We start from the raw sequence: 23,762 nt of genomic DNA on the forward strand, positions 1-23,762 counted from the left end.
CGGGTGGGTCCTTTTTTCCGGTCAGGACAAGTACACAAGATGAAGATCGCCGAACTGCATATCAACAGCCACGACCTGCCGGTCAAAAACGAACCCGACACCAAGGCCAGTGCCAAGGTCCGGGCGCTGGATACCACGCTGGTCAAAACCGTCGCATGTAACGGCGCAACCGTTCGGCCCGACCTGGTGGAAGGCGTCTGGCTGGCTGCACCGTATATCGAAGGCAACTGCGATCCCGAAAACGGCACCCGGATCAAGGGCGGGCATATCGCGCCGCCAACCGGGCCGGGGCTTGGCGTGGTTCCTGATGAAAGCCTGCTCGGAACACCTGTCGCATGGTTCCAACAATGGGTGACTTCATGAACCTGAATGGAAAATCGGCTCTGGTCACTGGTGCGGCTGGTGGCATCGGGGCGTCAATCGTTCAACGGCTGCGCAATGCGGGGGCACGGGTCGCCGTTGCAGACCGATCTGTGGATGGCATCGAGGCCGAGGCGCATCTGCCCGGCGATCTGCTTGATTCTGATTATGCCGACCAACTGCCCGGCGAAGCCGCCTCCGCATTGGGCGGGCTTGACATCGTGATCAACAATGCGGGCGTCATCACGCGCGGGTCGGTCACGGATACGTCCGATGCGGATTGGTCTCTGTCATTGGGTGTCAATGTCGAAGCCCCTTTCCGCATTTGCCGCGCTGCAATTCCGATCATGGCGGAAGCTGGCGGCGGGGCCATCGTCAACACCGCGTCCTGCTGGGGGCTGCGCCCCGGCCCCAATCATGCGGTCTATTGCATGACCAAGGCGGCCATCGCGTCCCTGACCCAATGCATGGGCATGGATCATGCCCATCAGGGCATCCGCATCAACGCGGTATGCCCGAATGAGGTGAATACCCCGATGCTGCGTTCGGGCTTTGAAAAGCGGGGCTTTGACCCCGATACGGCCGTGGCCGAACTGGGCCGGACCGTGCCGCTGGGCCGGATCGCCGAGCCCGAGGACATCGCCGATGTGATGATGTTTCTGGTCTCGGACGCGTCGCGTTATGTTTGCGGCGCGCTGATCGAAGTCAACGGAGGGAAACCGGTTTCATGAAGCGGTTCGACGGAAAGGTGGCTCTGGTCACCGGTGGGCGCAGCGGCATTGGCCGGGCCATCGCCCGACGTTTGCAGGACGAAGGTGCGCGGGTCTTCACCGCCCAACGTGGCGAGGACACGGAATTCCACGGCATCGTTGCGGATTTTACCCTTCCCGACAGCGCCGCGCAGGTGGTCGGCGAAGTGACTACCCTGGCCGGGCGTTTGGACGTGCTGGTCAACAACGCCGGCATGATGCAGGAAGCCTCGGTCGAGGGGATGAGCCTTGAGGACTGGCACCGCACCCTGACGGTGAACCTGACCACCCCGTTCCTGATGATCAAAGCCGCGCTGCCGTATCTGCGCGACACCAGGGGCACTATCGTCAACACCGGATCCATCGAAGGCTTGGGCAGCAATCCCGGTCACGCCGCCTATTGCGCATCAAAGGCGGGGTTGCACGGCCTGACCCGCGCCGTTGCCGTCGATCACGGGGCCGAGGGTATCCGCTGCAACGCCGTCGCGCCCGGTTGGATCGATACCGAGTTGAACGAGGATTTCATCGAATCCATGCCCGACCCGTCCGCATTCCGTCGCGACATTGCCAAGATCCACCCGGTGGCCCGAACGGGGCGGCCTGAAGAAGTTGCCGCGCTCGTCGCGTTTCTGGCCTCCGGGGATGCGGGTTTCATCACCGGGCAGGTCTTTACGATAGACGGTGGGCGCATGGCCAAGCTGAGCTTGCCCTGACGCCCGCGCATCATTCCTTGCCGGACCGCCATTCTTTCCAGATCAGATAGCTGTTCGCCCCAAGCGAAGCGAAGGGCTCGGGCGGCAATCGCGGAAGGTCCGGCTGCGCCAGAAAGTGATCCGCGATCTCTGATCCGCCTTGCAGCGCCAGTTCCGCGATGCCCATGCCTTGCAGGGTGCCACGGGCGATGCCCAGGCCGTTCTGGCAGCAGGCCGAGAACACGCCATCCTCCAATTCGCCGAATGCCGCGGATCCGTTGCGGCTGAGGCACAGCATCCCGGCCCAGCGATGCTCCATCCGCACATCCGACAGATGCGGAAAGCGTTCCCGGAACTTGCGGTCATGCACCCAGCCGGCATTGCGCAACCGCATCCGGCTGGTTTCGATCGTCGGGTGAAAACTGGATCCGGTGCGGATCAGAATGCGATCCCCGTAGCTGCCCGAAATGCGCCGGACCGAGGTGCCCATCGGATCCGCCGGTGTCACCGACCAGCGCGGTTGTCCGCCCAGTGTCTTGATCTGCGCCTCGGTCAGCGGGGCCGTGATCGAGGCGTAGAGGCAGATATGCATCAATTGCCGTTGGTAGAACCCGAAGCTTTCAAGATGGCCATTGTTGGCCAGGATGATCCGCCCGGTGCTGACTTTGGCCTTGGCGGTGTTGACCACCCAGCCTGCGCCCTGCTTTGCAAAGCTGGTGACTGGCGAGTTCTCGAATACGTCAATCTGTCTTGCCAGTTGACCCGACAGAGCCCGTACATAGGCCGCCGGCTGGATCATCACCGTCCCCGGCGCAAACAGCCCCGAAACATAATGCGGGCTGCCCGTGATCTCTTGCATCTGCTTTTGGTCATACAGCGTATGCGGCTCACCCAGTTTGGTCAGATGCCCGGCAAAGGCGCGGTTATGGGCGTCTCCTGCCCGTGTGGCGGCTGCATTATATTTGCCGCAAGGGTCGAACATCTCTTGCGGAAGGTCGCAATCGGCGGCGATCTCGGTCGCGAAGGCGATGGCCTTGCGGTTCAGGGCAATGGCGGCGCGGTCCGCTTCCAGCCCGTCGCCTGCGTAGTTGTCCGAGGCCAGATCATGCGGCAGGTCGATCATGAACCCCGAGTTCCGCCCCGCCGAACCATCCGCAAACCGACCCGCTTCCAACAAGGCGATCTTCAGCGAGGGGTCCAGCTGGTGCAATCGCCGCGCCGCCGTCAGCCCGGCAAACCCTCCGCCGACAATGGTGATGTCGGCGATCAGATCCTGTTCGAGCACCGGCAGAGGATCCTGGGGCGGCAGGATGGCATTCCATCCTGCCGGGCCCGTCTGCCGGGGCAGTCTTTTGGCCTCGTACCGCGTCAATCCACCGCCTCGTCGGAGTCGTCGGCAAGATCGATCCAGATGGTTTTCAGCTGGGTGTACTGATCATGCGCATGGATCGAATTGTCGCGCCCGCCAAAGCCCGATTGCTTGTAGCCGCCAAACGGCGTGGTGATGTCGCCTTCGCCGAAACTGTTTACCGTAACAGTCCCTGCCCGGATGGCCCGCGCACCGCGAATGGCCCGCTTGGCGTTGGCGGTGAAGATCGAGGCACACAAGCCATAGTCCGTGTCATTGGCGATCTTGATGGCCTCGTCAAAGCCCGACACTTCGATCACCGACAGGACCGGGCCAAAGATCTCCTCTCGGGCCAGCAGGGTGTCATTGCCCGGCACTTCGACGACGGTGGCTTCGACAAATCCCTTGTCCGCCTTGCCGCCGATCACCACCTTTTCAGCCTGATCGAGATATCCGCAGACCTTGTTGTAATGCCCTTCGCTGACCAGCGCGCCCATGCGGGTTTCAGGGTCCAGCGGGTCGCCGGTGTTCCACTGTTTGGCGTGATGCGCGATGCGGTCCAGCAGTTCGGCCTTCACGTCTTTATGCACGATCAGGCGCGACGAGGCCGAACAGTTCTCGCCCATGTTCCAGAACGCACCATTCACCACATGCGCCGCCACCCGGTCGAGGTTTTCGGCGTCGTCCATGACGATGGCAGGGTTCTTGCCGCCCATCTCAAGCACCACTTCCTTGGCATTGCTTTCCGCCGAATAGGTCAGGAACCGCTTGCCGGTGACGGTCGAGCCGGTGAAGGACACCATGTCGATATCCATGTGCCGCCCGATGGGTTCGCCCACGTCGGCACCGCCACCCGGTACGATGTTCAGCACGCCACGGGGAAGGCCAGCCTCCATCGCCAGTTCGGCCATACGCAGCGCGGTCAGCGTGGTTTCAGCCGCGGGCTTTACAACCACTGAACACCCCGCCGCCAAGGCAGGCCCAATCTTCCACGCCAGCATCAGCAGGGGGAAGTTCCACGGCAGAACCAGCCCCACCACGCCGATGGGCTCTCGCACGACCATGGCGATATGGTCGTCGCTGGCGGGTGAGACCTGATCGTAGATCTTGTCGATCGCTTCGGCATGCCATTTCAGACAATGGATGGTCTCGGGCACGTCCACGGTTTCGCAGTCATAGATGGTCTTGCCACTGTCGAGGCTTTCCATCACCGCCAGTTCGCGGGCATTGCGGGTCATCAGCTTGGCCAACCGGATCAGCACGTCCTTGCGCTCGGACGGGTGCAGTTTCGACCAGCGGCCATCGTCGAAGGCCTCACGCGCCTTTTCGACCGCAAAATCCACATCCGCTGCGCCGCAGGACGCGATATCGGCAAGCTTGTCGCCGGTGGCCGGGTTTACGGTTGCAAACGTCTCGCCCGAGATCGCCGGGCGGAATGCGCCGTCGATGAACGCCCCGGTCGGCAGGGTCAGGCCTGCGGCGATGGATTTGTATTCGTCCTGTGTCAGCAGATCCATGTCTCTTACCCCTCGGCCACGATGTCGGCGATTGTCTTTTTCAGCACGCGCGTGACCTGTTCCAGCGCGCGTTTGTCGTCCTTGTTCAGGCCCTTCAACGGAGGCCGCATGGCGCCGGCATCAATCCCGTTCATGGTAACGCCATGCTTGATGGTCTGGATGAACTTGCCACCCTGCTCCAGCACCCGCATCAGCGGCATCATCGCGGACATGATCCGGCGACCCTTTGCGAAATTGCCTTCGACCACGCAGGCCTGATACAGAGCCACATGTTCGGCAGGCAGGAAGTTCGACCCGCCGCACACCCAGAACGGCGCGCCCCAGGCAAAGAACTCGAGCGCCTGATCATCCATGCCGCAACCAAGCTGGATATGTGGATAGTCGCGGGCCAGCAAATGCACCCGGTTGATATCGCCCGAGCTTTCCTTGATGCCGCAGAAATTCCGGCTGCGGCCCACACGGTCAAGGAACTCTTCGCCCATCATCGTACCGGTGCGGTGCGGGTAGTTGTACAGCATCACAGGCAGATCGGCGGCCTTGTCGATGGCCAGCGCATTCAGCGCGTTTTCCCTATCAGTCGGCACCGAATATGGCGGGCTGGCCAGCAGGATCGCATCGGCGCCGATCTTACGTGCGTCCGAAGCCAGAGCAATAGAATCCGGCGTCAGCATCGCGCCTGTGCCAACCACCAATGGCAACCGGCCCTTCAACTGCTTCTGCGTGAACCGGGCCAGTTCCAGCCGTTCTTCCACAGTCTGCGCATAGTTCTCGCCGGTCGAACCACCCGAGATCAGGCCATGCACACCATTCTCGATCAGGTATTCGATCACGTCGGACAAGGCGTCCCAATTCACGCTGCCATCGTCGTGATAGGGCGTGACCACGGGGGTATAGATCCCCTCAAACTTGAAAATCGGGTTCATTCCGTCCTCATGCAGGTTTCGAAAGAGGCGGGACGCCCATAGGGACATCCAGCGCGTCAGGCATCACGAACATCTCGATCTGATCGCGTGACAGATTCCAGTGATCTTCCGCCAGCTGCGCCGCCGTCGCTTCATCGCGCGCCTCGATGGCTGCGATGATCGCGTCATGCTGCTGGCTGGCCAGCGACAGGTTTTCCGACATTTCGCCAGTCTGCGGCCGATAAAACGTCATACCGATCCGGGCGTGATCGATCAGCAGCCGGTTGAACGAAGGCAGCAGGTAGACATTGCCGGACATTTCGCCCGTCACGTCATGAAAGCGGTTGTTTGCCAAGGCACGGTCCTCGCCGGACCCGGACCGAAGGGCCGCCTTGAACGCCTGCTGGGCCTCTTTCAAATCATCAATCTGGGCGTTCGTCGCATTCAAAGCCGCCAAACGCAGGATTGCTCCGTATACCATGGGCGCGGCAAGGAAGAAGTCGCGCAGGGTGGTATAGGACATCTCGGAAACCCGGGCGCTGCGGTTTGTCCGCAAGTCCAGATAACCTTCGCCAGCCAACTGACGAAACACCTCGCGCAGCGGCGTGCGCGACAAGCCGAATTCATCCGACAGATGCGCCTCGTCCAGATCGGCGCCCGGGCGCAGGCGCAGCGTCAGGATGGACACTTTCAGGTGCTCTCTCAGCGCGCTTTTGCGAGATTTGGCTTCGTCTTTCATGCTTTGGCCCCATCCTTCTGTTCGGCGTCCGCGGTCGAATCGCGTGCGGTCACAGTTTTGTATTCCACTTAAATACAACTTGTATACAAAAAGAATTCGTGCAGCATGGAAGCTGGCGAAATAGACTCAGGTTTCGGGCGTTGTCCCAGCTTGCAAACGGTACTGCTCATGCCTCAGACGCGGCACATCACGTTCATCCTTGTCGAGGAGTTCTCGCATCTTGCGTTTTCCTGCGCGGTCGAACCGTTGCGGATCGCCAATCTGGTGAGTGGCGAAGAACTGTACCGCTGGTCCTTTGTGTCCGAACATGGCGAGCAGGCCGTGTGCTCGAACGGATCAGTCACGCTGGTGCATTCCGGTCTTCAGGGTCTGGCCAAATGTGATCAGCTGTTTGTCCTGTCGGGCATTCACATGCGTGACCACGTCACCCGCCCTCTGCTTGCAACCCTGCGCCGCGAACGTGCGCGTGGCACGAAAATCGGCGCCCTGTGCTCGGGGGCGTGGGTGCTGGCCGAGGCTGGTTTTCTCGACGGAATGCAGGCGGCGATCCACTGGGAGTACCACGACGCGTTCATGGAGGCCTTTCCCGAGGTCAATCTGGTGCGCAGCGTGTTCGTGGCCGACGAAAAGCACATTACCGCATCTGGCGGGACCGCAACGGCGGATCTGATGCTGCACCTGATCGAACGCGACCACGGCGAGGAACTGGCCATCGATGTGGCGGATCAGATGGTTTATAACGCGGTACGCAATGCCACGGCCAAACAACGGGTTTCCCTGCAATCACGCAACGGAATGCGTAATGCGCACCTGGCAAAGGCGATCACCATCATGCAGGACAGTATCGAAACCCCGGTTTCGCCTTCGTTCATTGCAGAAGAGCTTGGCATTTCAACCCGACAGCTTGAGCGGTTGTTTGGCAAATACCTCAACACGTCGCCCAAGAAATACTTCATGGAAATGCGGCTGGAGCGCGCCCAGAAACTGTTGCTTCAGACCGAAGCATCCGTCACCGAGGTTGCCGTGGCCTGCGGCTTTGAAAACCCGGGCCATTTTTCGCGCGTCTACCGGTCAAGCTTTGGCGTTACCCCGCACGCGCAGCGCAACAAGATCGACTGACATTGTCTGGCGGTGGGTCTGGCGGTGGATTTGCCCTGACCTATACGGCAGGGGATGCCGCGATTCACCGGCCCAAAACGGGCCTGAACGGGCATCCCCCTAACCCTGCCGAGATACCCCCTCATTAAAACCGGACTAGTCAACAGATCGACAGGATGATGTACCAATAGATTTGGATATTGGCATAAGTTTTGCGAGAACTTGTCATCCATGCGATTCTTGTGCCCTTATTCGTTAATCTTTGCCTCAATTGGAGATTTGTGATTCAGCGGAATCCGGCAGCCTCAAGGATCATGACATCTTGCAAACAAACTATAATTCATGGGTTTCACTCATTGCCGCATTCAGGGACCGCACTGGGAAACAATCTGCTTCGATCTGAGGTGTTCGTTTTCTGCCCGGTGCCCCAGGGATGGACGGGGCAATCTTGGCTCGACAGCTTCGGCTGCTTGCCTGACACCGCCCAACAGGCGCTCAAGCGCCATCTCTAACGGATTTGCGTCATATCCAGCCTGGGCGCGGCGCGCGTGATTTCATGGGTGCTGTTCTCCGCGCCTGCTCCGACGCGAAGGTTCAGCTTCCTTGTCCCGCTGAACCGCTGGAAATACGCAAATTCTATCGCGTTCAGCGCATCCATATCCTGACATTGAACAACGTAGTCAGCCTGAAATTCCGAATGTTCTCCCGCCGTGGATGACGTGCCCCCCTCGCCCGCGGTGTCCTGCTGCCCCGGGACATCATGCGTCAGGATCACGTTTGCAGATGCAGTAAAGCACACGGCCTCGGGCGGGACGACAAACAGGTCCAGCGGCTTGGACAGTTCGGAAATCGCGATGGCGACACGCGTGCGCTCGTCATCACTGGCTACCGGGGTCTCGAACCCGATGATGTCAATGCTTGGAACCCTGAGCGACAGCGAAAATCCCGTGTCCGTGAGCACGATTTCCAATTGACCGGACCCATGGTGATGGGTGGACGTGATCTGCGTCGCCTGAGCAGCAAGAGCTGCCGGAAAGAGAGACAAGGCCAGAACAGAGCACTTCATTAACCAACAACCGCCTTAAACAGAATCACACCAGTGATTTTAACGCGAATCACCTGCCACGCAATGCTATCCCTCGGATCGGAGCCCGCCAGATATGGGGAGGCTTGTTGGGTTCAACAGCCCCCGCCTATATCTGACAATAAAACTCAGGTTGACATTGCCGACTAAATAACTCAGTTATTTCTTCGCGAAACCCGCGGGGCATTCCCGCACGATCCGACAGTTCTGACAGGAAAGCACCGAACTCCTATGACCAAGTTATTCACCACTGCCAGCGCCCTGACGTTCTGCATGGCAACCGCCGCGATCTCGGGTGATGCCCCCACCAAGGCGGATGTACTGAACACCTATGCCAATATTGCGGAAGCCAAATTTGAGGACAGCCTGATTTCAGCCAGAAAATTGCAGGATGCGGTCAACGCACTGATCGCCGATCCGTCGGACGCAACGCTGAACGCGGCGCGCGCGGCCTGGGTTGCTGCCCGTGTTCCCTATCAGCAAACGGAAGTCTATCGCTTCGGCAATGCCATCGTTGATGACTGGGAAGGCAAGGTGAACGCCTGGCCCTTGGACGAAGGTCTGATCGACTATGTTGACGCGGCCTATGGCGGCGCGACGGACGAAAACGAGTTTGCCGTGCTGAATGTCATCGCCAACCCCAGCTTCCAACTGTCGGGCGAGACCATTGATGCCAGCGAAATCACCCCCGAACTGCTGAGCGACACCTTGCACGAAGCCGATGGTATCGAGGCGAATGTGGCAACCGGCTATCACGCCATCGAGTTCCTTCTGTGGGGCCAGGACATGAACGGCCATGGCGCTGGCGCCGGCAACCGCCCGGCCACCGATTATGCGCAGGGCGAGGACTGTACCGGCGGCCATTGCGACCGTCGTGCGCAATACCTGAGCGCTGCGACCGAACTGCTGGTCAGCGACTTGGCCTGGATGGCGGATCAGTGGAAAGACGGCGGAGCGGCGCGCGCAGCCTTGATGGAGAACGAAGCAGAAGGTGTCAGCGCGATCCTGACCGGCATGGGCTCTCTCTCCTATGGTGAGCAAGCCGGTGAACGGATGCGCCTTGGCCTGATGCTGAACGATCCCGAAGAAGAACATGACTGCTTCTCGGACAACACCCACAACAGCCATTACTATGACGGGTTGGGCATCCAGAACGTCTATCTGGGCAGCTATACCCGCATAGATGGCACCCCGGTTTCGGGCGCATCTCTGGCCGATCTGGTCATCGCCACCGATCCGGCGCTGGATACCGAGATGAAAGCGAAACTGGCCGCCACCATGCAGGCCCTGGGCAAGATCAAGACAACAGCCGAGGCAGGATTTGCCTATGACCAGATGCTTGAGCGCGGCAACAAGGGCGGTGAGGCCCTGATCATGGGCGGCGTCAACGGTCTGATCGATCAGACCAAGACCATCGAACGCATCGTAACTGCGCTGGAACTGGACGGGGTTGCGTTTGAAGGGTCAGACAGCCTGGATAACCCGGACGCCGTCTTTCACTAAACCCAAGCGGGCCGGAGAGGGTTTCTTTCCGGCCCGTGCAACCTTTTCTGATCGCCTGTAGAGGCGGCGAAACGAGCCAAGACCAATGATTGTCTGCCACTGCACCAACATATCCGATCACGACATCCGTGCGGCCATCGACTGGATGCGCACGGCGGATCCGCAGACCATCATCACCCCCGGCAAGATCTACCATGCCCTTGGCAAATCGGCGGATTGTGGCGGGTGCATGCCGCTGTTCCTAGACACAATGCGGGCCAGCGGTAATCTGGGCGTACCGATGCAACTCCGCACATTGCGTGCCGGAGCAACACAGGAGAAAGCTGATGAAGGGCGATCCGAAGGTCATCGAATATCTGAACAAGTCTCTGCGGCATGAGCTGACGGCCGTCAGCCAATACTGGCTGCATTACCGCCTGCAAGAAGACTGGGGCCTTGGCCATATGGCCAAGAAAAGCCGCGAGGAAAGCATCGAAGAGATGGGCCACGCGGACAAGCTGATCGAACGGATCATCTTTTTGGAAGGCCACCCCAACCTTCAGAAGCTGGACCCGCTGCGGATCGGGCAGACGCCGAAGGAAACGCTGGAATGCGACCTGGCGGCCGAGATCGACGCAAGGGCTCTGTACAAGGAAGCGCGCGAATATTGTCGGGAGGCCGGCGACTTTGTCTCCATGTCGCTGTTCGAACAGTTGATGTCCGATGAAGAGGGACATATCGACTTCCTCGAAACGCAGCTCGACCTGTATGAAAGGATCGGCGAAGCCAATTATGCGCAACTCAACGCATCGAAAATGGACGAAGGCGAATAGCCTTCTTGCCTTGTCGGTGGTCGCCCTGGCGGCCACCCCTTCCCTGTCAGCCGAGCTGCGGGACCTGCATCTGAATGTCACCCCCCGCACCGATGAGGAACGCGCCCGCATTGCCGCCGCGACTGCGCCCCCGCAGGATTATGGCGTGTCGCAGCCGTTCGAAGAACTCTCTGCCGGGGCGGCGACTGTCCGGGTCCGCAACGACGCGGATGCGTTCTCGCAACCCTCGGGCAACCTGAGCTTCGAACAGGAGCTGGATTTCAAGGTCGGCAACGGGTTGTTCAAGAAAATCTGGGTTTCGTCACCATCTTCCACGTTGGCCTCTGACGGGTTGGGGCCGCTGTACAACGCACGATCCTGCCAGCGTTGCCACATCAAGGATGGGCGGGGGCACACACCCAACGGACTTGATGACAACGCGGTCTCGATGTTCCTCCGGGTCTCGATCCCCGGTGCGCCGGAAGACGGGCATGGAGGGATCGAAGACTACATCGCCACCCTGCCCGAACCCAACTATGGCGGGCAGATGCAGGATTTTGCACTTGCGGGACATCCGGCGGAATATCGGCTGGATATCTCGTATGAGGAAATCCGCATCGCGCTTTCTGACGGTGAAACCGCCGCTCTGCGCCGCCCAACCTATCGGGCCGCTGATCTGGGCTATGGCCCGCTGCACCCCGATGCGATGCTGAGCCCGCGGGTCGCACCGCAGATGATCGGGCTTGGGCTGCTGGAGGCGATCCCGGTCGAAGACCTGCTGGCCAAGGCTGACCCTGATGACGTGGATGGGGACGGCATCTCGGGCCGTCCGAACATCGTCTGGTCTGTTGAATACGGTGCGCCCATGATGGGACGGTTCGGGCACAAGGCAGGCATGCCGACAGTCATGGAGCAATCTGCCGCGGCCTTTGCCGGGGATATCGGCATTTCAAGCCCGCTTTACCCGGCACCTCAGGGGGACTGCACGGATTTGCAGGTGAACTGCGTCGAGGCCCCGCATGGCGACACCGATACGCGCGAGTTCGAGATCGATCAGCAGGGCATGGACCTGGTGGATTTCTACAGCCGCAATCTGGGTGTGCCCGGTCGCCGTGATGTCGACGACCCCAAGGTGTTGCGCGGCAAAGAGGTGTTTCACACGACCGGCTGCGCATCGTGTCATACTCCGGCCCATGTCACCCACCGGCTGGAAGATCGGCCCGAGCACAGCTTTCAGCTGATCTGGCCCTATACCGACCTGCTGCTGCATGACATGGGCGAAGGTTTGGCGGATCACCGCCCCGAGGCCCGCGCGACGGGGCGCGAATGGCGGACGCCGCCGCTGTGGGGCATAGGTCTGACCGAACGCGTCTCGGGCCACACGCAGTTTCTGCATGACGGGCGGGCCCGCAATCTGCTCGAGGCGATCCTGTGGCACGGGGGCGAAGCCCAGGCCGCCCGCGATGCAGTTGTGTCGATGCCGAAAGCTGACCGCGACGCCCTGATCCGTTTTCTGGAGAGCCTCTGACCTATGCATATTCTTACTCTTGTTGTCGCGTTGATGATGCCGCTTGCCGCGCAGGCGCAGGATCGCGCGCCGATCCTGATGGACGTGACCGAGACACATATTCTGCCCCGGGTCGGCAAACTGCCGGAAACAACCGGGGCTCTGGTCAGTGCATCCCGGGTGGATTGCGATCCGACCTCACCGGCGCTGCGCGCGGCTTATGACGCGGCCTTCGACGGCTGGATTTCCGCCAGCCATCTGCGGTTCGGTCCGACCGAGGTCGACGATCGTGCGTTTGCCATGGCGTTCTGGCCCGATACGAAAGGGTTCACCTCAAAGGCCCTGTCCCAGCATATCGCAACCGAGGATGACGCCGTGCAAAGCCCGAATACCTATGCCGAGACCTCCATAGCGGGGCGCGGATTCTTTGCGCTCGAACGGATGCTGTTCGATCCCGCCTTTGCAGAGCAGGGCGATGCGGACTACCGCTGCGCGCTGATCCAGGCGATCGCGGCGGATATTGATGCCAATGCCCGGGCGATGGCCGAGGACTGGCAAAGCTATGCCCCCAGCCTGACCCGACCCGGCGAGAGCAGCCGCTACCGAACGCAGGACGAAGCCATGCAGGAGCTTTTCAAGGCTTTGTCCACGGGTCTTGAATTCACGGCCGACACACGGCTTGGTCGCCCGCTGGGCACGTTCGATCGCCCGCGCCCCAACCGCGCCGAAGCGTGGCGATCGGAGCGATCCTTGCGCCATGTCGAGCTTTCGCTGATGGCCCTTCGTGATCTTGCGGCACGGTTGGCTTTTGATCACCCCGAAATTGCCGCCGATCTGGATGCCGCCTTTGCGCGCGCGATCGAGAATGCCCAGGCCATCGAAGACCCGGCGCTGGCTGGCGTTGCGGATCCGCAGGCCCGGTTCCGTATCGAGGCCCTGCAACAGTCCATCCATGACATCCGCGCCATTGCTTCATCCGAACTTGGCCCGACACTGGGCATCAGCGCTGGCTTCAATTCGCTGGACGGGGACTGAAAAATGACATCGCGTCGCCGCTTCCTTGCAGGGCTTGCTGCAACCTCTCTGACTCCGGTTCGTGGATGGGCCTCGGTGGGCAGGCCGGATTTTCTGGCAGCGGGGCTGTTTCCGGATGGTTCGTATCGACTGGCCGGACTGGATGCACTGGGAGCACTCCTGTTTTCCGTGCCCCTGCCCGCGCGCGGGCATGCGGCGGCGGCGCATCCTGTCAAAGCACAGGCCGTGGCCTTTGCGCGCCGACCCGGTACTTTTGCCGTCGTGGTCGATTGCGCATCAGGCGCGCAGACCGCGCAGCTGACAGCGCCGGAAGGTCGGCATTTCTATGGTCACGGCACCTTTTCTGCGGATGGCGCGCATTTCTTCACCACTGAAAACGATTACGAGGCCGGAAAAGGTATCATAGGCGTCTGGGACGCAGAAACCTTTGCGCGGTTGGGCGAGTTTTCGTCCGGTGGCGTTGGTCCGCATGACATGCGGCTGATGCCGGGTGGAAAAACGCTTGTGATTGCCAATGGCGGGATCGAAACCCATCCCGAAACCGGGCGCACGAAGCTGAACCTGCCGACGATGGAGCCCAATCTGACCTACCTTTCCCTGTCGGGCCTGGTTCAGGAACAGGTGTCGCTGACGCTTGCGCTTCACAAGAACTCGATCCGCCATCTGGCGGTCCGTCGCGACGGGCTGGTGGGCTTTGCGATGCAGTGGCAGGGCAGCAAGGCCGAACATCCGCCCTTGCTGGGCCTGCACCGTCAGGGGGAAACCCCGCACCTTCTGTCCGCCCCAGAGCAGGACCAAGGCACGCTACAGGGTTATGCGGGCAGCATCGCGTTTTCGGCGGATGGCGCAACCGTTGCCATCACCTGTCCGCGCGGCAATGCGCTGCATCGGTTCGACGTGGCCAGTGGCACATTCAGGGATGCGTTCGAGCTTGAGGATGTCTGCGGGCTTGGATCCGGCCCGAACGGCTTGGTTTTCACCACCGGAACCGGTGTGTTCGGCGCGTTGACCACTGCGCACCCCGTGATCCGGACCCGCGCGAAGTGCCAGTGGGACAATCATCTGGTCCCGATCAACCCACCGGCATGAAATTCGGATTTTTCCGTCACATAGTTTACACTTGGAAGAATCAAACAGCTGCCGTATTGGCGGTCGCGAAACTGGCACCCCTACGTTAAGGACCGACTTGATTGAAACAGACGCCGGACGCACCGCATTCCATCTACGGGGTTGAGAAATGGGGCAAAGGCCTCATCGAGGTGACGGAGCAGGGCGAGATCGGTCTGCGCAACCCCCTGGCTCCCGAGGTTGATGCGATCAGCCTGCCCGGTATTCTCAGCGATCTGGATGACCGCGGCATCAAGGCCCCGATGGTTCTGCGCGTCTCTTCCTATCTGGAACACGAGATCGCGCATCTGAACGAAAGCTTCCGGGATGCTATCGCCCGCGTGGGCTACAGGGGCAGCTATCGCGGTGTGTTCCCGATCAAGGTGAACCAGCAGGCCCAGGTCGTCGACCGGATCGTCGAATTCGGCAAGAAATACAACTATGGGCTCGAGGCCGGGTCCAAACCCGAATTGGTGATCGCGCTGGCGCATCGTCTGGCCAGCGAGGCGTTGATCGTCTGCAACGGCGTCAAGGACGCCGAGTTTATCCAACTGGCCACCCTTTCCCGCAAAATCGGCTTCAACACGGTGATCGTTCTGGAAAGCCCGAAAGAGGCAGACACGGTCATCGAGGTCTACAAGGAACTGGGGATCGAACCGCTGATTGGTGTGCGGGTGAAACTGACCAACCAGATCAGCGGCAAATGGGAAGAAAGCTCGGGTGACCGGTCCGCCTTTGGCATGAACACCGATCAACTGGTGGCCACTGTGGACAAGCTGCGCGATGCGGGCCTTCTGCATTGCCTGAAGTTGCAGCACTCGCATCTGGGATCGCAGGTACAGGACGTCAACGACGTACGCCGCGCGGTGGGCGAGGCATGCCGTTATTACACCGAACTGACCCGCGAAGGCGTGCCACTGACCCATCTGGACCTCGGCGGTGGCATGGGCGTGGATTACACCGGTGAAAAGAAGGCGGCTGAAAACTCGATCAACTACACGGTCGAGGAATATTGCGCCAACGTGGTGGAAACCGTGGCCTACGCGATGGATGAGGCCGAAATCGACCACCCGACGCTGGTCACCGAAAGCGGTCGCGCTGTGGTGGCGACATCGTCGATGCTGGTGTTCAACGTGTTGGAAAGCACATTGTACGATGCGCCCAACGGCCCCGAGGTTGAAGCCGACGATCATCACATGGTTTCGGACCTTGCCGCGGTGCACGGCTATCTCAGCAAAGACCGTCTTCAGGAATGCTGGAACGACGCCAATTTCTACCGCAACGAATTGCGCGCCCTGTTCCGCCGTGGGTATGTAGACCTGCGCCAGATGGCCCGCGCCGAACGGATCTATCTGTCGCTGATGGCCCGCCTCAAGTCACTGGCGGCCAGTGACGATCTGGAAACCGACGTGGACGACCAGCTCGAGAAAGTGGCCGATATCTACCACTGCAATTTTTCTCTGTTCCAGTCCCTGCCCGACGTCTGGGCGATCGACCAGCTGCATCCGATCGTGCCCTTGCAGGGCCTGAACCAGACACCCGACCGCCGCGCGGTTCTGTCCGACATCACCTGCGACAGCGACGGCAAGATCGACCGGTTCATCCTGGCTGATGGCGTCTCGCCCAGCTTGCCGGTGCATTCCCTGCCGGAACAGGATGAATACTTCATGGGCGTCTTTTTCGTCGGCGCTTATCAGGAAACGCTGGGCGATCTGCACAACCTGTTCGGCGACACCAACGTCGTCACCATCGACCTGCGCGCTGACGGTGGTTTTGATCTGCTGCACGAACAAGAGGGCGATACGATCAGTCAGGTGCTGTCCTATGTCGAATTCGACCCGGCCGACTGCGTCGCCGCCTTCCGCAAAATGGTGGACGAGGCGATATCGACCGGTACTCTGAAAGCCAAGGACCGCAAAACCCTGATGAGCGCCTATCGCGACTCGATCAACGGCTACACCTATTACGAATAACCCCCTGTGAGAGGAGACTACCCCATGGGAAAAACACTGGTTGTCGGCGCGGGCGGCGTATCCCACGCCGCCGTGCACAAGATGGCGATGAATTCGGACATCTTCACCGAAATCACATTGGCCAGCCGCACCAAGTCGAAATGCGACGCCATCGCCAAATCGGTCAAGGAACGCACCGGCGTCGACATCAAGACGGCTGAGCTTGACGCCTACAAGGTCGAAGACACGGTCAAGCTGATCAAGGAAACAGGTGCCGAGATCCTGGTGAACCTGGCCCTGCCCTATCAGGACCTGGTGTTGATGGATGCCTGCCTCGAGGCCGGCTGCCACTACCTCGACACCGCCAACTATGAGCCCGAGGACGAAGCCAAGTTCGAATATCACTGGCAATGGGCCTATCAGGACAGGTTCAAACAGGCCGGCCTGACCGCCATCCTCGGCTCGGGCTTCGATCCGGGCGTTACATCCGTCTTTGCCAAGTGGCTCAAGAAACACAAGCTGGACACCATCCGCCAGATCGACGTTCTGGACGCCAACGGCGGCCAGAACGATCAGGAATTTGCCACCAATTTCAACCCGGAAATCAACCTGCGCGAAGTCCTGGCCGAGGTGCGCCACTGGGAGAACGGCGAATGGAAACACTCCCCCGCGATGACCCACAAGGTCGAATTCGACTTCCCCGCCATCGGCCCCAAGAACATGTACCTGATGTATCACGAGGAACTGGAATCGCTCTCGACCCATTTCCCCGAGATCGAGCGCGCCCGGTTCTGGATGACCTTCGGCGACGCCTATATCACCCACGCCAAAGTGTTGGAAAACGTCGGCATGACCCGCATCGACCCGGTGGTGCACAACGGGGTCGAGATCATCCCGATCCAGTTCCTGAAAACCCTGCTGCCCGACCCCGGCGATCTGGGTGCCGAAACCAAGGGCAAGGCCTGCATCGGTGACATCGCCACCGGCCAAGCCAAGGACGGCTCGGGCGAGAAGACCTACTACATCTACAACATCTGCGATCACGAGGAATGCTACCGCGAGGTCGGCAGCCAGGCCGTCAGCTACACCACCGGCGTCCCGGCCATGATCGGCGCGGCACAGGTGCTGAAAGGCAACTGGCGCGAACCGGGCGTGTGGAACATGGAGCAGCTCGACCCGGACAACTTCATGGACATGCTGAACACCCACGGCCTTCCCTGGCAGGTCCACGAACTCGACGGCCCGGTCGAATTCTAATCCTTTCAGACTTCATCTTTTACCAAATACTCCGGGGGTCCGGGGGCAGCGCCCCCGGCCTCTCCACAATCGGAGACGCCCGACATGTCCGACATGATGACCACACAGGCCGGAGACGCCGGAGCCTTCCGCCACTTCGACCTGACACGCGTCCCGTCACCCTGTTTCGTCGTCGACGAAAAGGCGGTGGAGCGAAATCTGGCGGTTCTGTCCGATATCGGCGAGCGGTCAGGCGCACATATCCTGTCCGCGCTCAAGGCATTCTCGATGTTCGCGCTGGCACCGCTGGTGCGCCAGTACCTGGGCGGCACCTGCGCCAGCGGCATCTACGAGGCCCGGCTGGGCCGTGAGGAATATGGCGGCGAGGTCGCAACCTTTTGCGCGGGCTACAAGGATTCCGACATTGACGAAATCCTCGCCCTGTCGGATCACATCATCTTCAACAGCCCGGCGCAGAAAGATCGCTTCTTGGACAAGGCTCAGGCCGCCGGGCGGCAGGTGGGGCTGCGCATCAACCCCGAACATTCCGAAGGCGAAGTCGCGAAGTATGATCCCTGCGCGCCCTGTTCGCGCCTCGGAACCCCGGTCAGCCAACTGGACGCCAAGGCGCTGAAGGGCGTGGACGGGCTGCACATGCACACGCTGTGCGAACAGGGCTTCGAACCTCTGGCGCGCACCTGGGCCGCGGTTGAACCGAAACTCGCCCCCTTCCTGAACGGCCTGAAATGGCTGAATTTCGGCGGCGGCCACCACATCACCCGCAGCGACTATGACCGCGACGGGCTGGTGGACTTCATCAAGGCCATCCGCGCCCAATACGGCGTCGATGTCTATCTGGAACCCGGCGAGGCCGTGGCGCTCGACGCGGGCATCCTGGTGGGCGAAATCCTCGACCTGCCCCACAATGGCATGGACCTTGCCATCACCGACATCTCGGCCACCTGCCACATGCCCGACGTGATCGAGGCCCCCTATCGTCCCGCCCTGATGGACGAGGCCGAAACCGGCCACACCTATCGTCTGGGCGGTCCATCCTGCCTGGCGGGCGACGTGATCGGCGACTACATCTGGGCCGAGCCGTTGCGGATCGGGCAGCGTTTTGCCTTCCTCGATCAGGCGCATTACTCGATGGTCAAGACCAACACCTTCAACGGCGTTCCCCTACCCACGATCGCCCTGTGGAACAGCGAAACCGACGAGCTTAAGATCATCAGGGAATTCGGCTACGACGACTTCAAAGAGAGGCTTTCATGAGCATTTTCCTCGACAGCGAACTGACCGAGGCCGAACGCAGCGAAGACGCCCGGTTCCGTGTCATCCCGGTGCCTCTGGAACGCACGGTCTCCTACGGTTCGGGCACGGCAGACGGACCCGCCGCGATCATCGAAGCCAGCAACGAGCTCGAACGCATCACGGGCCACGCGGAACCCTGCGTCGAAGGCATCTTCACCGAGCCCCCGCTGGACTGCGACGGCCCGCTGCCGGACGTCATGGAGCGTCTGGCCCAGCGCACCGAGGCCGCCGTCCGCGCCGGCAAGGTGCCGGTCACGCTGGGCGGAGAACACTCGCTCAGCTATGGCGCGGTCATGGGTGTGGCCCGCGCATTGGAACAGCCCGTCGGTATCGTGCAGATCGACGCCCATGCCGACCTGCGCAACGCATATCAGGGGGAAAAACACTCTCATGCTTCGGTCATGCATCTGCTGGCCGAGGAAGGTATCCCACTGGCCCAGTTCGGCGTGCGCGCCTTTTCCACCGAGGAAGCAAAAAGCCGTCTGAGGAACCGCGTCTTCCACGTGGATGCCGAAGAGTTGGTCACCGGCAACATCCATGCCGTCGACCTGCCCGAGGATTTCCCCGAACTGGTCTATGTCAGCTTTGACGTTGATGGGCTGGACCCGGCGCAGATGCCCGCGACAGGCACGCCTGTTCCGGGTGGGCTGGGATATTATCAGGCGCTTCGCCTCGTCGAACACGCCCTGAAGGGCCGCCGCTGCGTTGGTTTCGACGTGGTCGAACTGGCCCCCGACGGCAACGCGGCGTGGGATTTCACCGCGGCGCAGATCGTCTATCGCCTGATGGCGAGCTGCTGAACAGGCAGGCGGGCCGGGCTGGCCCGCCTGATCCGGTACTTAGTCGGTTTTGCCGTCATCGACGGTTTCGTTCAACTCCATATGGCCTTCGCCCCTGTTCAGGACGCGGCGCAACATGGGTTCGAAGAACTCCAGCGGCTTGGTCGGATAATTCGGGTCGAACGCCTTCTGATCGTATTCATGGCAGAAATAGCGACACTCTTCCCAATAAGGACTGTCGCGGTACTTGTCGCGCGCGTTGCGGTCGCCACCCAGGTGGTGGTTGTAGTAGTACCCCTGAAACACGCAATGATGCTTGAGAATCCAATAGGTCTTCTCGCTGACGTAAGGCTTCATCATCGCCGCCGACAGCTCTCCGTGATTGTAGGGCGACAGGATATCGCCGGTATCGTGAATCAGCGCAGCCACCACCAGTTCTTCATCCGCACCGTCCTCGTAAGCACGTGTCGCGGCTTGCAGGCTGTGCTGATAGCGGTTGACCGGATAGGGCGTCCATTCTTCGTCCAACGAGCGGATGGCATCGAGGATGCGGTCAGGCAGGGCCGCATTATAAGCCTCTTCATACGCCATCACAGCGTCCCAGTCGGCCTTGGTGGCATTCTCGAAACTGGTCCAGGTGGGTTTGTGGCTTTTGTCCAGCATGGCTGATCCTTTGGCATGTGTCCTGAGCGAAAGCCTAGTTCGAAACCAGCCTTCAAAAAAATGAATTGATTTTATCACTGCGATCAAAAAATACTTTCGACATGCAATTCAAAGCTCTGGAAACTTTTCTCTGCGTGGCCGAAGCCGGTGGCTTTCATGCCGCCGCCCGCAAGTTGAATGTGACGCAGACCGCCGTCAGCGCGCGCATTCGCCTGATCGAGGAGGAAACCGGCAGGGCGCTGTTCACGCGCGGTGCCGGAGGAACGGCGCTGACCGAGTTCGGCCGGCAGTTCAAACCCTATGCGGAACAGATGCTGTCCCTTTGGGGCTTTGCATCGCGCGACCTGCCGGTACAGGCACAGAACCGCCCGGCGCTGCGGTTGGGCGGCCAGCTCAGCATCTGGGATCCGTTGCTGGTGGACCTGGCGGTTCGGTTTGAACAGCGCTTTGGCAAATTGCTGTTGACGCTGAACTACGACCACGACCTGAACATGGTCGAAGCGGTGGCAACCCATGTGCTGGACGCGGCGATCACACATGAAAAGCCATCCGACCGGCGCGTCACGTGGTACGCGCTTGAACCCGAGCTCTTGTCCCTGGTCCGGACGCCAAAGGCTGACGGCACGGACGATGACCTGATCTTCGTCAACCTCGAACTGGGCGAAGTCTATCAGGATCATGTAAGATCGGCGGCGCGACGGGCGTCAGGTCAGACCGTATTTCTTGGCAATTGCATGATGGCGCTGCGATATGTTCTGCAACGGGGCGGAAACGGTTACTTCCCCGATTACGTCATTTCCGAACATCTGGCCTCGGGTGCTCTGGAGCGGGTCGAGGACAGTATCAGCTTGCCCTTGCCCATGTATCTGGTCACCCGCGGTGATCGCGAGGAATTCGACGACATCCACAGCTGTTTGGTGGATCTTCGCAGCTAGAACTCAGGCCGGTGTCGGCATGATCTGGGGCGCGCGCTGCCGTTTTCGCATCAACGGCCGACCAGCAACAAGCAGGAAGAGGCCCGAGATCAGCACCCCCATGATTGCGGGAAGGTAAAGCAGAAACCAAAGTTCCGGGTCATCGATCACCACCGGGGAAACAAACCCGCGCACACCTTCAAGCAGCACAAGAATGGTGAAGGCGCCCAATATCTGCGGCCACAATCCAAACCGGGAAAAGCTGCCCAGCATCAGGGTTGAATACCCGGCCAGCGCCACGGCGATGCAAATCGCGATCCACGAGAACCGCTGGTGCAGCTCTTCGATCAGTTTGCCTTGGCTGAACCCTTCCGTGGCTGAAACCTCATCCCGGTTGCGGATCAGGTCCGCCGTTGGAATGGCTTCGAGACTGCGCCGGGCCATCGGATTTGTATTCGTCAGTTCCGAGATGTCGTAGGAGGCGTCCTGAAACAGGGTCGATGACAACACCTTGCCTTCCTTGTTCAGGCGCAATGCAACCCCATCAACCATCACAAGGTGGATGCCGGCATCATTGTTGACCAGATAGGCGGTTACGCTTGAATAGCTGACCGCGTTTTCAGGATCGCGGCGGTCAGACACGAACACTTCGTGGAGTGTGCCGTCCAGATCAATCCCGCCTATGTAAACCGTGACGCCTTCGGCAGGGTGCAGAAACTCGCCTTCGTTCAGCAGTTGAGCCGTCACATCTCCGGCCACTTCAGCCTGCCGGATTTCCAGCTGTTCCACCGAGGCCGGGCGCAGGAACACGCTGATGATCGCCATCATCACCCCGGTAATCACACCAAACAGCAGCACCGCCCGGGCAAGCCGCCAAGGGCTGGATCCGGTGGCCAGCATAACCGTCAGTTCACTTTCGCGGCTCAAGCGATTTGTGGCATAGACGGCGGCGGCAAACACCGCCATGGGCATGACCGTACGGATCAGGGTCGGCAAAGTCAGCGCGGTGAATTCCAGAAAGACCATCGCCGACTGCCCGCCGCTGATGACCCTGTCAAACAGGCTGACGGACCTGGTGATCCAGAACACACCGACCAGCACCAGGGTGAAAAAGCCAAACAGAATCAGCAATTGCCGCAGGAAATATCCATCAAAACGCGACATGGGGCCTCGTGCGTGTGTTCGTTTGCAGCGGACACTAGGGCATTAAGCCGACAGAGGAAACAGGCATTGGACGTCAGGATGCCCCTGTGTGCAACCTTCGCGCATACCGGTTTCACCGCACATCCCTGTTTTGGCATCAAAAGGGCCCGGAGAATACGCTTTGTGAAAACAGCGGCTCATGGCACATTTTATGGATTGATTGAAATGGAGTTTGAAAAATGGCACTGTTTTTTTCCCGCCGCACCTATAACGCACACAAGAAGAAATTTACCCTCAAGCCCGCCGCAAAGACGAGATATGTCAACATCACCCAGCAAAGCCCGGGTGGAAAAATCCGAAAGGGCAGTATCGTCAAAAAAGCCAAATGGCTGGATCTCGTGCGTCAGGAGGGCGGGGATTCGGCCGTCCTGATCTATGTTCACGGGTTCAACACCAGCCAGAAGGACATGCTGGACCGGCTGGGGAAAATAGAAACCAACCTAAGGGGCAACGGATATCAGGGCGCGGTCGTTGCCTTTGACTGGCCCAGCGACGGATCGGTGCATACCTATGACTCGGACCGGTCCGATGCCAAGGCGGTGGCGCCGCATCTGGTGGGGGATGGGATCTTGCCACTGTTGGGGATGTCCCCGCGCCCCAAGGTGCATCTGATCGCGCATTCCATGGGGGCGCTGGTCATACTTCGCGCTTTCTCGGACTTCGGGGATTCGGCTGGGCCAGGCAACAAGATATGGTCGGCGGATCAGGTCATGTTCGCGTCAGCGGACATCGATTCAGAGTGGCTGGAAAAAGGCGCATGGGCCGATCTGGTCCTGAAAAAACGGTGCAAGCGGTTCACCAATTACTACAGCCGGAAAGACAAGGTGCTGGCCCTGGCCGGCGGGATTGTAAACGGAGGGCGGCCGCGGGCGGGCCGTGTCGGGATGCCGAAGCTGACCTCGAAAGGGCATTGGGATATTTTCTGTGACCACCAATATCAACGCGACGTCCCCAAAGCACAGCGCAAGATGATGAAATCGCATCGCTGGTGGTTCGACAGCGGCGGGTTTTTTGAGGACCTCGCCCTGACGATCGACGGCCATCCGGCAAAAACGATGCCGACCCGACACAAGACAAATATCGGGGATCTGGCGCTGCTGGCCTGACTGACCGGCCGCCCAACGCCTTTCTTTGGTGCAAAGCCCGTTTTCGCGGGTTTTGCTCAAGTAGCGGCTTTGGGCAGATTCTCTGCACGTTCTGGCAGCGTCACTATGCGTTGCTGACCAGAAACGGAAAGGGCGCGCTCAACCACAAGCGCGCCCTACTCAT

Annotated in this window: 23 protein-coding genes; 16 read left to right on the top strand and 7 right to left on the bottom strand. The window is 60.3% G+C overall.

Translation table 11 applies throughout. The features are described from left to right. Window positions 1-39: 39 nt before the first annotated feature. The 3 genes from AC2FF8_RS05280 to AC2FF8_RS05290 are packed head-to-tail and all read left to right on the top strand — an operon-like array spanning window position 40 to window position 1,822. A complete protein-coding gene (locus AC2FF8_RS05280; protein ID WP_496879107.1) occupies window positions 40-363 on the top strand; it encodes a hypothetical protein in 324 nt (107 codons plus the stop codon). Then, the gene (locus AC2FF8_RS05285) at window positions 360-1,091 is read left to right on the top strand and encodes an SDR family NAD(P)-dependent oxidoreductase (RefSeq protein ID WP_170346165.1); all 732 of its coding nucleotides are present in this window, start codon (window positions 360-362) and stop codon (window positions 1,089-1,091) included. The genes AC2FF8_RS05280 and AC2FF8_RS05285 overlap by 4 nt, the downstream gene beginning before the upstream one ends. Further along, window positions 1,088-1,822, top strand: a complete 735-nt coding sequence (locus AC2FF8_RS05290; protein WP_496879108.1) for an SDR family NAD(P)-dependent oxidoreductase — start codon at window positions 1,088-1,090, stop codon at window positions 1,820-1,822. Before AC2FF8_RS05285 ends, AC2FF8_RS05290 begins: the two co-directional genes overlap by 4 nt. 10 nt (window positions 1,823-1,832) lie before the next feature. On the opposite strand, the gene AC2FF8_RS05295 is transcribed toward AC2FF8_RS05290, so the two are convergent. From AC2FF8_RS05295 to AC2FF8_RS05310, 4 genes are read right to left on the bottom strand one after another with little or no spacing between them, the layout of a single operon-like run. Beyond that, window positions 1,833-3,173: an NAD(P)/FAD-dependent oxidoreductase gene (locus AC2FF8_RS05295; RefSeq protein ID WP_496879109.1), complete on the bottom strand. Its 1,341-nt coding sequence runs from the start codon at window positions 3,171-3,173 to the stop codon at window positions 1,833-1,835. Further along, window positions 3,170-4,666 carry an aldehyde dehydrogenase gene (locus AC2FF8_RS05300; RefSeq protein ID WP_496879110.1) on the bottom strand — a complete coding sequence of 499 codons (1,497 nt, stop codon included), beginning with the start codon at window positions 4,664-4,666 and terminating at the stop codon, window positions 3,170-3,172. Before AC2FF8_RS05300 ends, AC2FF8_RS05295 begins: the two co-directional genes overlap by 4 nt. Window positions 4,667-4,671: 5 nt before the next feature. Beyond that, on the bottom strand, window positions 4,672-5,589 hold the full coding sequence (locus AC2FF8_RS05305; RefSeq protein WP_496879111.1) for a dihydrodipicolinate synthase family protein: 918 nt from the start codon (window positions 5,587-5,589) through the stop codon (window positions 4,672-4,674). Window positions 5,590-5,596: 7 nt separating this feature from the next. After that, complete coding sequence (locus AC2FF8_RS05310) at window positions 5,597-6,307, bottom strand: GntR family transcriptional regulator (RefSeq protein WP_425078773.1); 711 nt, start codon at window positions 6,305-6,307, stop codon at window positions 5,597-5,599. Between the two features lie 168 nt (window positions 6,308-6,475). On the opposite strand from AC2FF8_RS05310, the gene AC2FF8_RS05315 reads away from it, so the two are divergent. Continuing rightward, window positions 6,476-7,426 (top strand): GlxA family transcriptional regulator, encoded by a 951-nt coding sequence (locus tag AC2FF8_RS05315; protein ID WP_425078774.1) that lies wholly within the window; start codon window positions 6,476-6,478, stop codon window positions 7,424-7,426. A 487-nt stretch (window positions 7,427-7,913) separates the two neighbouring features. Here the strand turns inward: AC2FF8_RS05315 and AC2FF8_RS05320 are convergent, their stop codons facing one another. After that, window positions 7,914-8,471 (bottom strand): ZrgA family zinc uptake protein, encoded by a 558-nt coding sequence (locus AC2FF8_RS05320; RefSeq protein WP_170346158.1) that lies wholly within the window; start codon window positions 8,469-8,471, stop codon window positions 7,914-7,916. 249 nt (window positions 8,472-8,720) lie between these two features. Between AC2FF8_RS05320 and AC2FF8_RS05325 the strand changes: the two genes are divergently transcribed. From AC2FF8_RS05325 to speB, 10 genes are all read left to right on the top strand, one after another. Beyond that, a complete protein-coding gene (locus AC2FF8_RS05325) occupies window positions 8,721-9,992 on the top strand; it encodes an imelysin family protein (RefSeq protein ID WP_496871606.1) in 1,272 nt (423 codons plus the stop codon). Window positions 9,993-10,077: 85 nt separating this feature from the next. Beyond that, the gene (locus tag AC2FF8_RS05330; protein WP_170346156.1) at window positions 10,078-10,371 is read left to right on the top strand and encodes a (2Fe-2S)-binding protein; all 294 of its coding nucleotides are present in this window, start codon (window positions 10,078-10,080) and stop codon (window positions 10,369-10,371) included. Next, on the top strand, window positions 10,319-10,804 hold the full coding sequence (gene bfr / locus AC2FF8_RS05335; protein ID WP_170346155.1) for a bacterioferritin: 486 nt from the start codon (window positions 10,319-10,321) through the stop codon (window positions 10,802-10,804). Before AC2FF8_RS05330 ends, bfr begins: the two co-directional genes overlap by 53 nt. Further along, window positions 10,764-12,311, top strand: a complete 1,548-nt coding sequence (locus tag AC2FF8_RS05340) for a di-heme oxidoreductase family protein (RefSeq protein WP_496879112.1) — start codon at window positions 10,764-10,766, stop codon at window positions 12,309-12,311. The genes bfr and AC2FF8_RS05340 overlap by 41 nt, the downstream gene beginning before the upstream one ends. A gap of 3 nt (window positions 12,312-12,314) precedes the next feature. Further along, window positions 12,315-13,325 (top strand): imelysin family protein, encoded by a 1,011-nt coding sequence (locus AC2FF8_RS05345; protein WP_496879113.1) that lies wholly within the window; start codon window positions 12,315-12,317, stop codon window positions 13,323-13,325. Window positions 13,326-13,328: 3 nt separating this feature from the next. After that, complete coding sequence (locus tag AC2FF8_RS05350; protein ID WP_496879114.1) at window positions 13,329-14,414, top strand: DUF1513 domain-containing protein; 1,086 nt, start codon at window positions 13,329-13,331, stop codon at window positions 14,412-14,414. Between the two features lie 101 nt (window positions 14,415-14,515). Continuing rightward, window positions 14,516-16,405: a biosynthetic arginine decarboxylase gene (gene speA / locus AC2FF8_RS05355; protein WP_496879115.1), complete on the top strand. Its 1,890-nt coding sequence runs from the start codon at window positions 14,516-14,518 to the stop codon at window positions 16,403-16,405. A gap of 24 nt (window positions 16,406-16,429) precedes the next feature. After that, window positions 16,430-17,641 (top strand): saccharopine dehydrogenase family protein, encoded by a 1,212-nt coding sequence (locus AC2FF8_RS05360; protein ID WP_496879116.1) that lies wholly within the window; start codon window positions 16,430-16,432, stop codon window positions 17,639-17,641. A gap of 84 nt (window positions 17,642-17,725) precedes the next feature. Continuing rightward, window positions 17,726-18,895: a carboxynorspermidine decarboxylase gene (gene nspC / locus AC2FF8_RS05365; protein WP_496879117.1), complete on the top strand. Its 1,170-nt coding sequence runs from the start codon at window positions 17,726-17,728 to the stop codon at window positions 18,893-18,895. Continuing rightward, window positions 18,892-19,734, top strand: coding sequence for an agmatinase (speB, locus tag AC2FF8_RS05370; protein WP_496879118.1), 843 nt, complete (start codon window positions 18,892-18,894; stop codon window positions 19,732-19,734). The genes nspC and speB overlap by 4 nt, the downstream gene beginning before the upstream one ends. Before the next feature lie 39 nt (window positions 19,735-19,773). On the opposite strand, the gene AC2FF8_RS05375 is transcribed toward speB, so the two are convergent. Then, complete coding sequence (locus AC2FF8_RS05375; RefSeq protein WP_171206203.1) at window positions 19,774-20,376, bottom strand: HD domain-containing protein; 603 nt, start codon at window positions 20,374-20,376, stop codon at window positions 19,774-19,776. Between the two features lie 101 nt (window positions 20,377-20,477). Here AC2FF8_RS05375 and AC2FF8_RS05380 point away from each other — a divergent pair, with 101 nt between their 5' ends. Further along, window positions 20,478-21,311 (top strand): LysR family transcriptional regulator, encoded by an 834-nt coding sequence (locus AC2FF8_RS05380; RefSeq protein WP_170346146.1) that lies wholly within the window; start codon window positions 20,478-20,480, stop codon window positions 21,309-21,311. A 3-nt stretch (window positions 21,312-21,314) separates the two neighbouring features. On the opposite strand, the gene lptF is transcribed toward AC2FF8_RS05380, so the two are convergent. Further along, entirely contained in the window at window positions 21,315-22,454 is a 1,140-nt protein-coding gene (lptF, locus tag AC2FF8_RS05385; RefSeq protein WP_257599218.1) for an LPS export ABC transporter permease LptF, read from the bottom strand. Window positions 22,455-22,672: 218 nt separating this feature from the next. Here lptF and AC2FF8_RS05390 point away from each other — a divergent pair, with 218 nt between their 5' ends. Further along, a complete protein-coding gene (locus tag AC2FF8_RS05390) occupies window positions 22,673-23,599 on the top strand; it encodes an alpha/beta fold hydrolase (protein ID WP_496879119.1) in 927 nt (308 codons plus the stop codon). The last annotated feature ends 163 nt before the right edge of the window (window positions 23,600-23,762 follow it).

It is taken from the genome of Ruegeria sp. YTSA144 (assembly GCF_059610125.1).

Coding starts and splice junctions, on each gene's coding strand:
- AC2FF8_RS05375 (WP_171206203.1), bottom strand. CDS start 20,376: ATGCTGGACAAAAGCCACAAACCCACCTGGACCAGTTTCGAGAATGCC.
- AC2FF8_RS05280 (WP_496879107.1), top strand. CDS start 40: ATGAAGATCGCCGAACTGCATATCAACAGCCACGACCTGCCGGTCAAA.
- AC2FF8_RS05315 (WP_425078774.1), top strand. CDS start 6,476: ATGCCTCAGACGCGGCACATCACGTTCATCCTTGTCGAGGAGTTCTCG.
- bfr (WP_170346155.1), top strand. CDS start 10,319: ATGAAGGGCGATCCGAAGGTCATCGAATATCTGAACAAGTCTCTGCGG.
- lptF (WP_257599218.1), bottom strand. CDS start 22,454: ATGTCGCGTTTTGATGGATATTTCCTGCGGCAATTGCTGATTCTGTTT.
- speB (WP_496879118.1), top strand. CDS start 18,892: ATGAGCATTTTCCTCGACAGCGAACTGACCGAGGCCGAACGCAGCGAA.
- AC2FF8_RS05305 (WP_496879111.1), bottom strand. CDS start 5,589: ATGAACCCGATTTTCAAGTTTGAGGGGATCTATACCCCCGTGGTCACG.
- AC2FF8_RS05390 (WP_496879119.1), top strand. CDS start 22,673: ATGGCACTGTTTTTTTCCCGCCGCACCTATAACGCACACAAGAAGAAA.
- nspC (WP_496879117.1), top strand. CDS start 17,726: ATGTCCGACATGATGACCACACAGGCCGGAGACGCCGGAGCCTTCCGC.
- AC2FF8_RS05380 (WP_170346146.1), top strand. CDS start 20,478: ATGCAATTCAAAGCTCTGGAAACTTTTCTCTGCGTGGCCGAAGCCGGT.
- AC2FF8_RS05345 (WP_496879113.1), top strand. CDS start 12,315: ATGCATATTCTTACTCTTGTTGTCGCGTTGATGATGCCGCTTGCCGCG.
- AC2FF8_RS05325 (WP_496871606.1), top strand. CDS start 8,721: ATGACCAAGTTATTCACCACTGCCAGCGCCCTGACGTTCTGCATGGCA.
- AC2FF8_RS05290 (WP_496879108.1), top strand. CDS start 1,088: ATGAAGCGGTTCGACGGAAAGGTGGCTCTGGTCACCGGTGGGCGCAGC.
- AC2FF8_RS05300 (WP_496879110.1), bottom strand. CDS start 4,666: ATGGATCTGCTGACACAGGACGAATACAAATCCATCGCCGCAGGCCTG.
- AC2FF8_RS05330 (WP_170346156.1), top strand. CDS start 10,078: ATGATTGTCTGCCACTGCACCAACATATCCGATCACGACATCCGTGCG.
- AC2FF8_RS05360 (WP_496879116.1), top strand. CDS start 16,430: ATGGGAAAAACACTGGTTGTCGGCGCGGGCGGCGTATCCCACGCCGCC.
- AC2FF8_RS05340 (WP_496879112.1), top strand. CDS start 10,764: ATGCGCAACTCAACGCATCGAAAATGGACGAAGGCGAATAGCCTTCTT.
- AC2FF8_RS05320 (WP_170346158.1), bottom strand. CDS start 8,471: ATGAAGTGCTCTGTTCTGGCCTTGTCTCTCTTTCCGGCAGCTCTTGCT.
- AC2FF8_RS05310 (WP_425078773.1), bottom strand. CDS start 6,307: ATGAAAGACGAAGCCAAATCTCGCAAAAGCGCGCTGAGAGAGCACCTG.
- AC2FF8_RS05285 (WP_170346165.1), top strand. CDS start 360: ATGAACCTGAATGGAAAATCGGCTCTGGTCACTGGTGCGGCTGGTGGC.
- AC2FF8_RS05350 (WP_496879114.1), top strand. CDS start 13,329: ATGACATCGCGTCGCCGCTTCCTTGCAGGGCTTGCTGCAACCTCTCTG.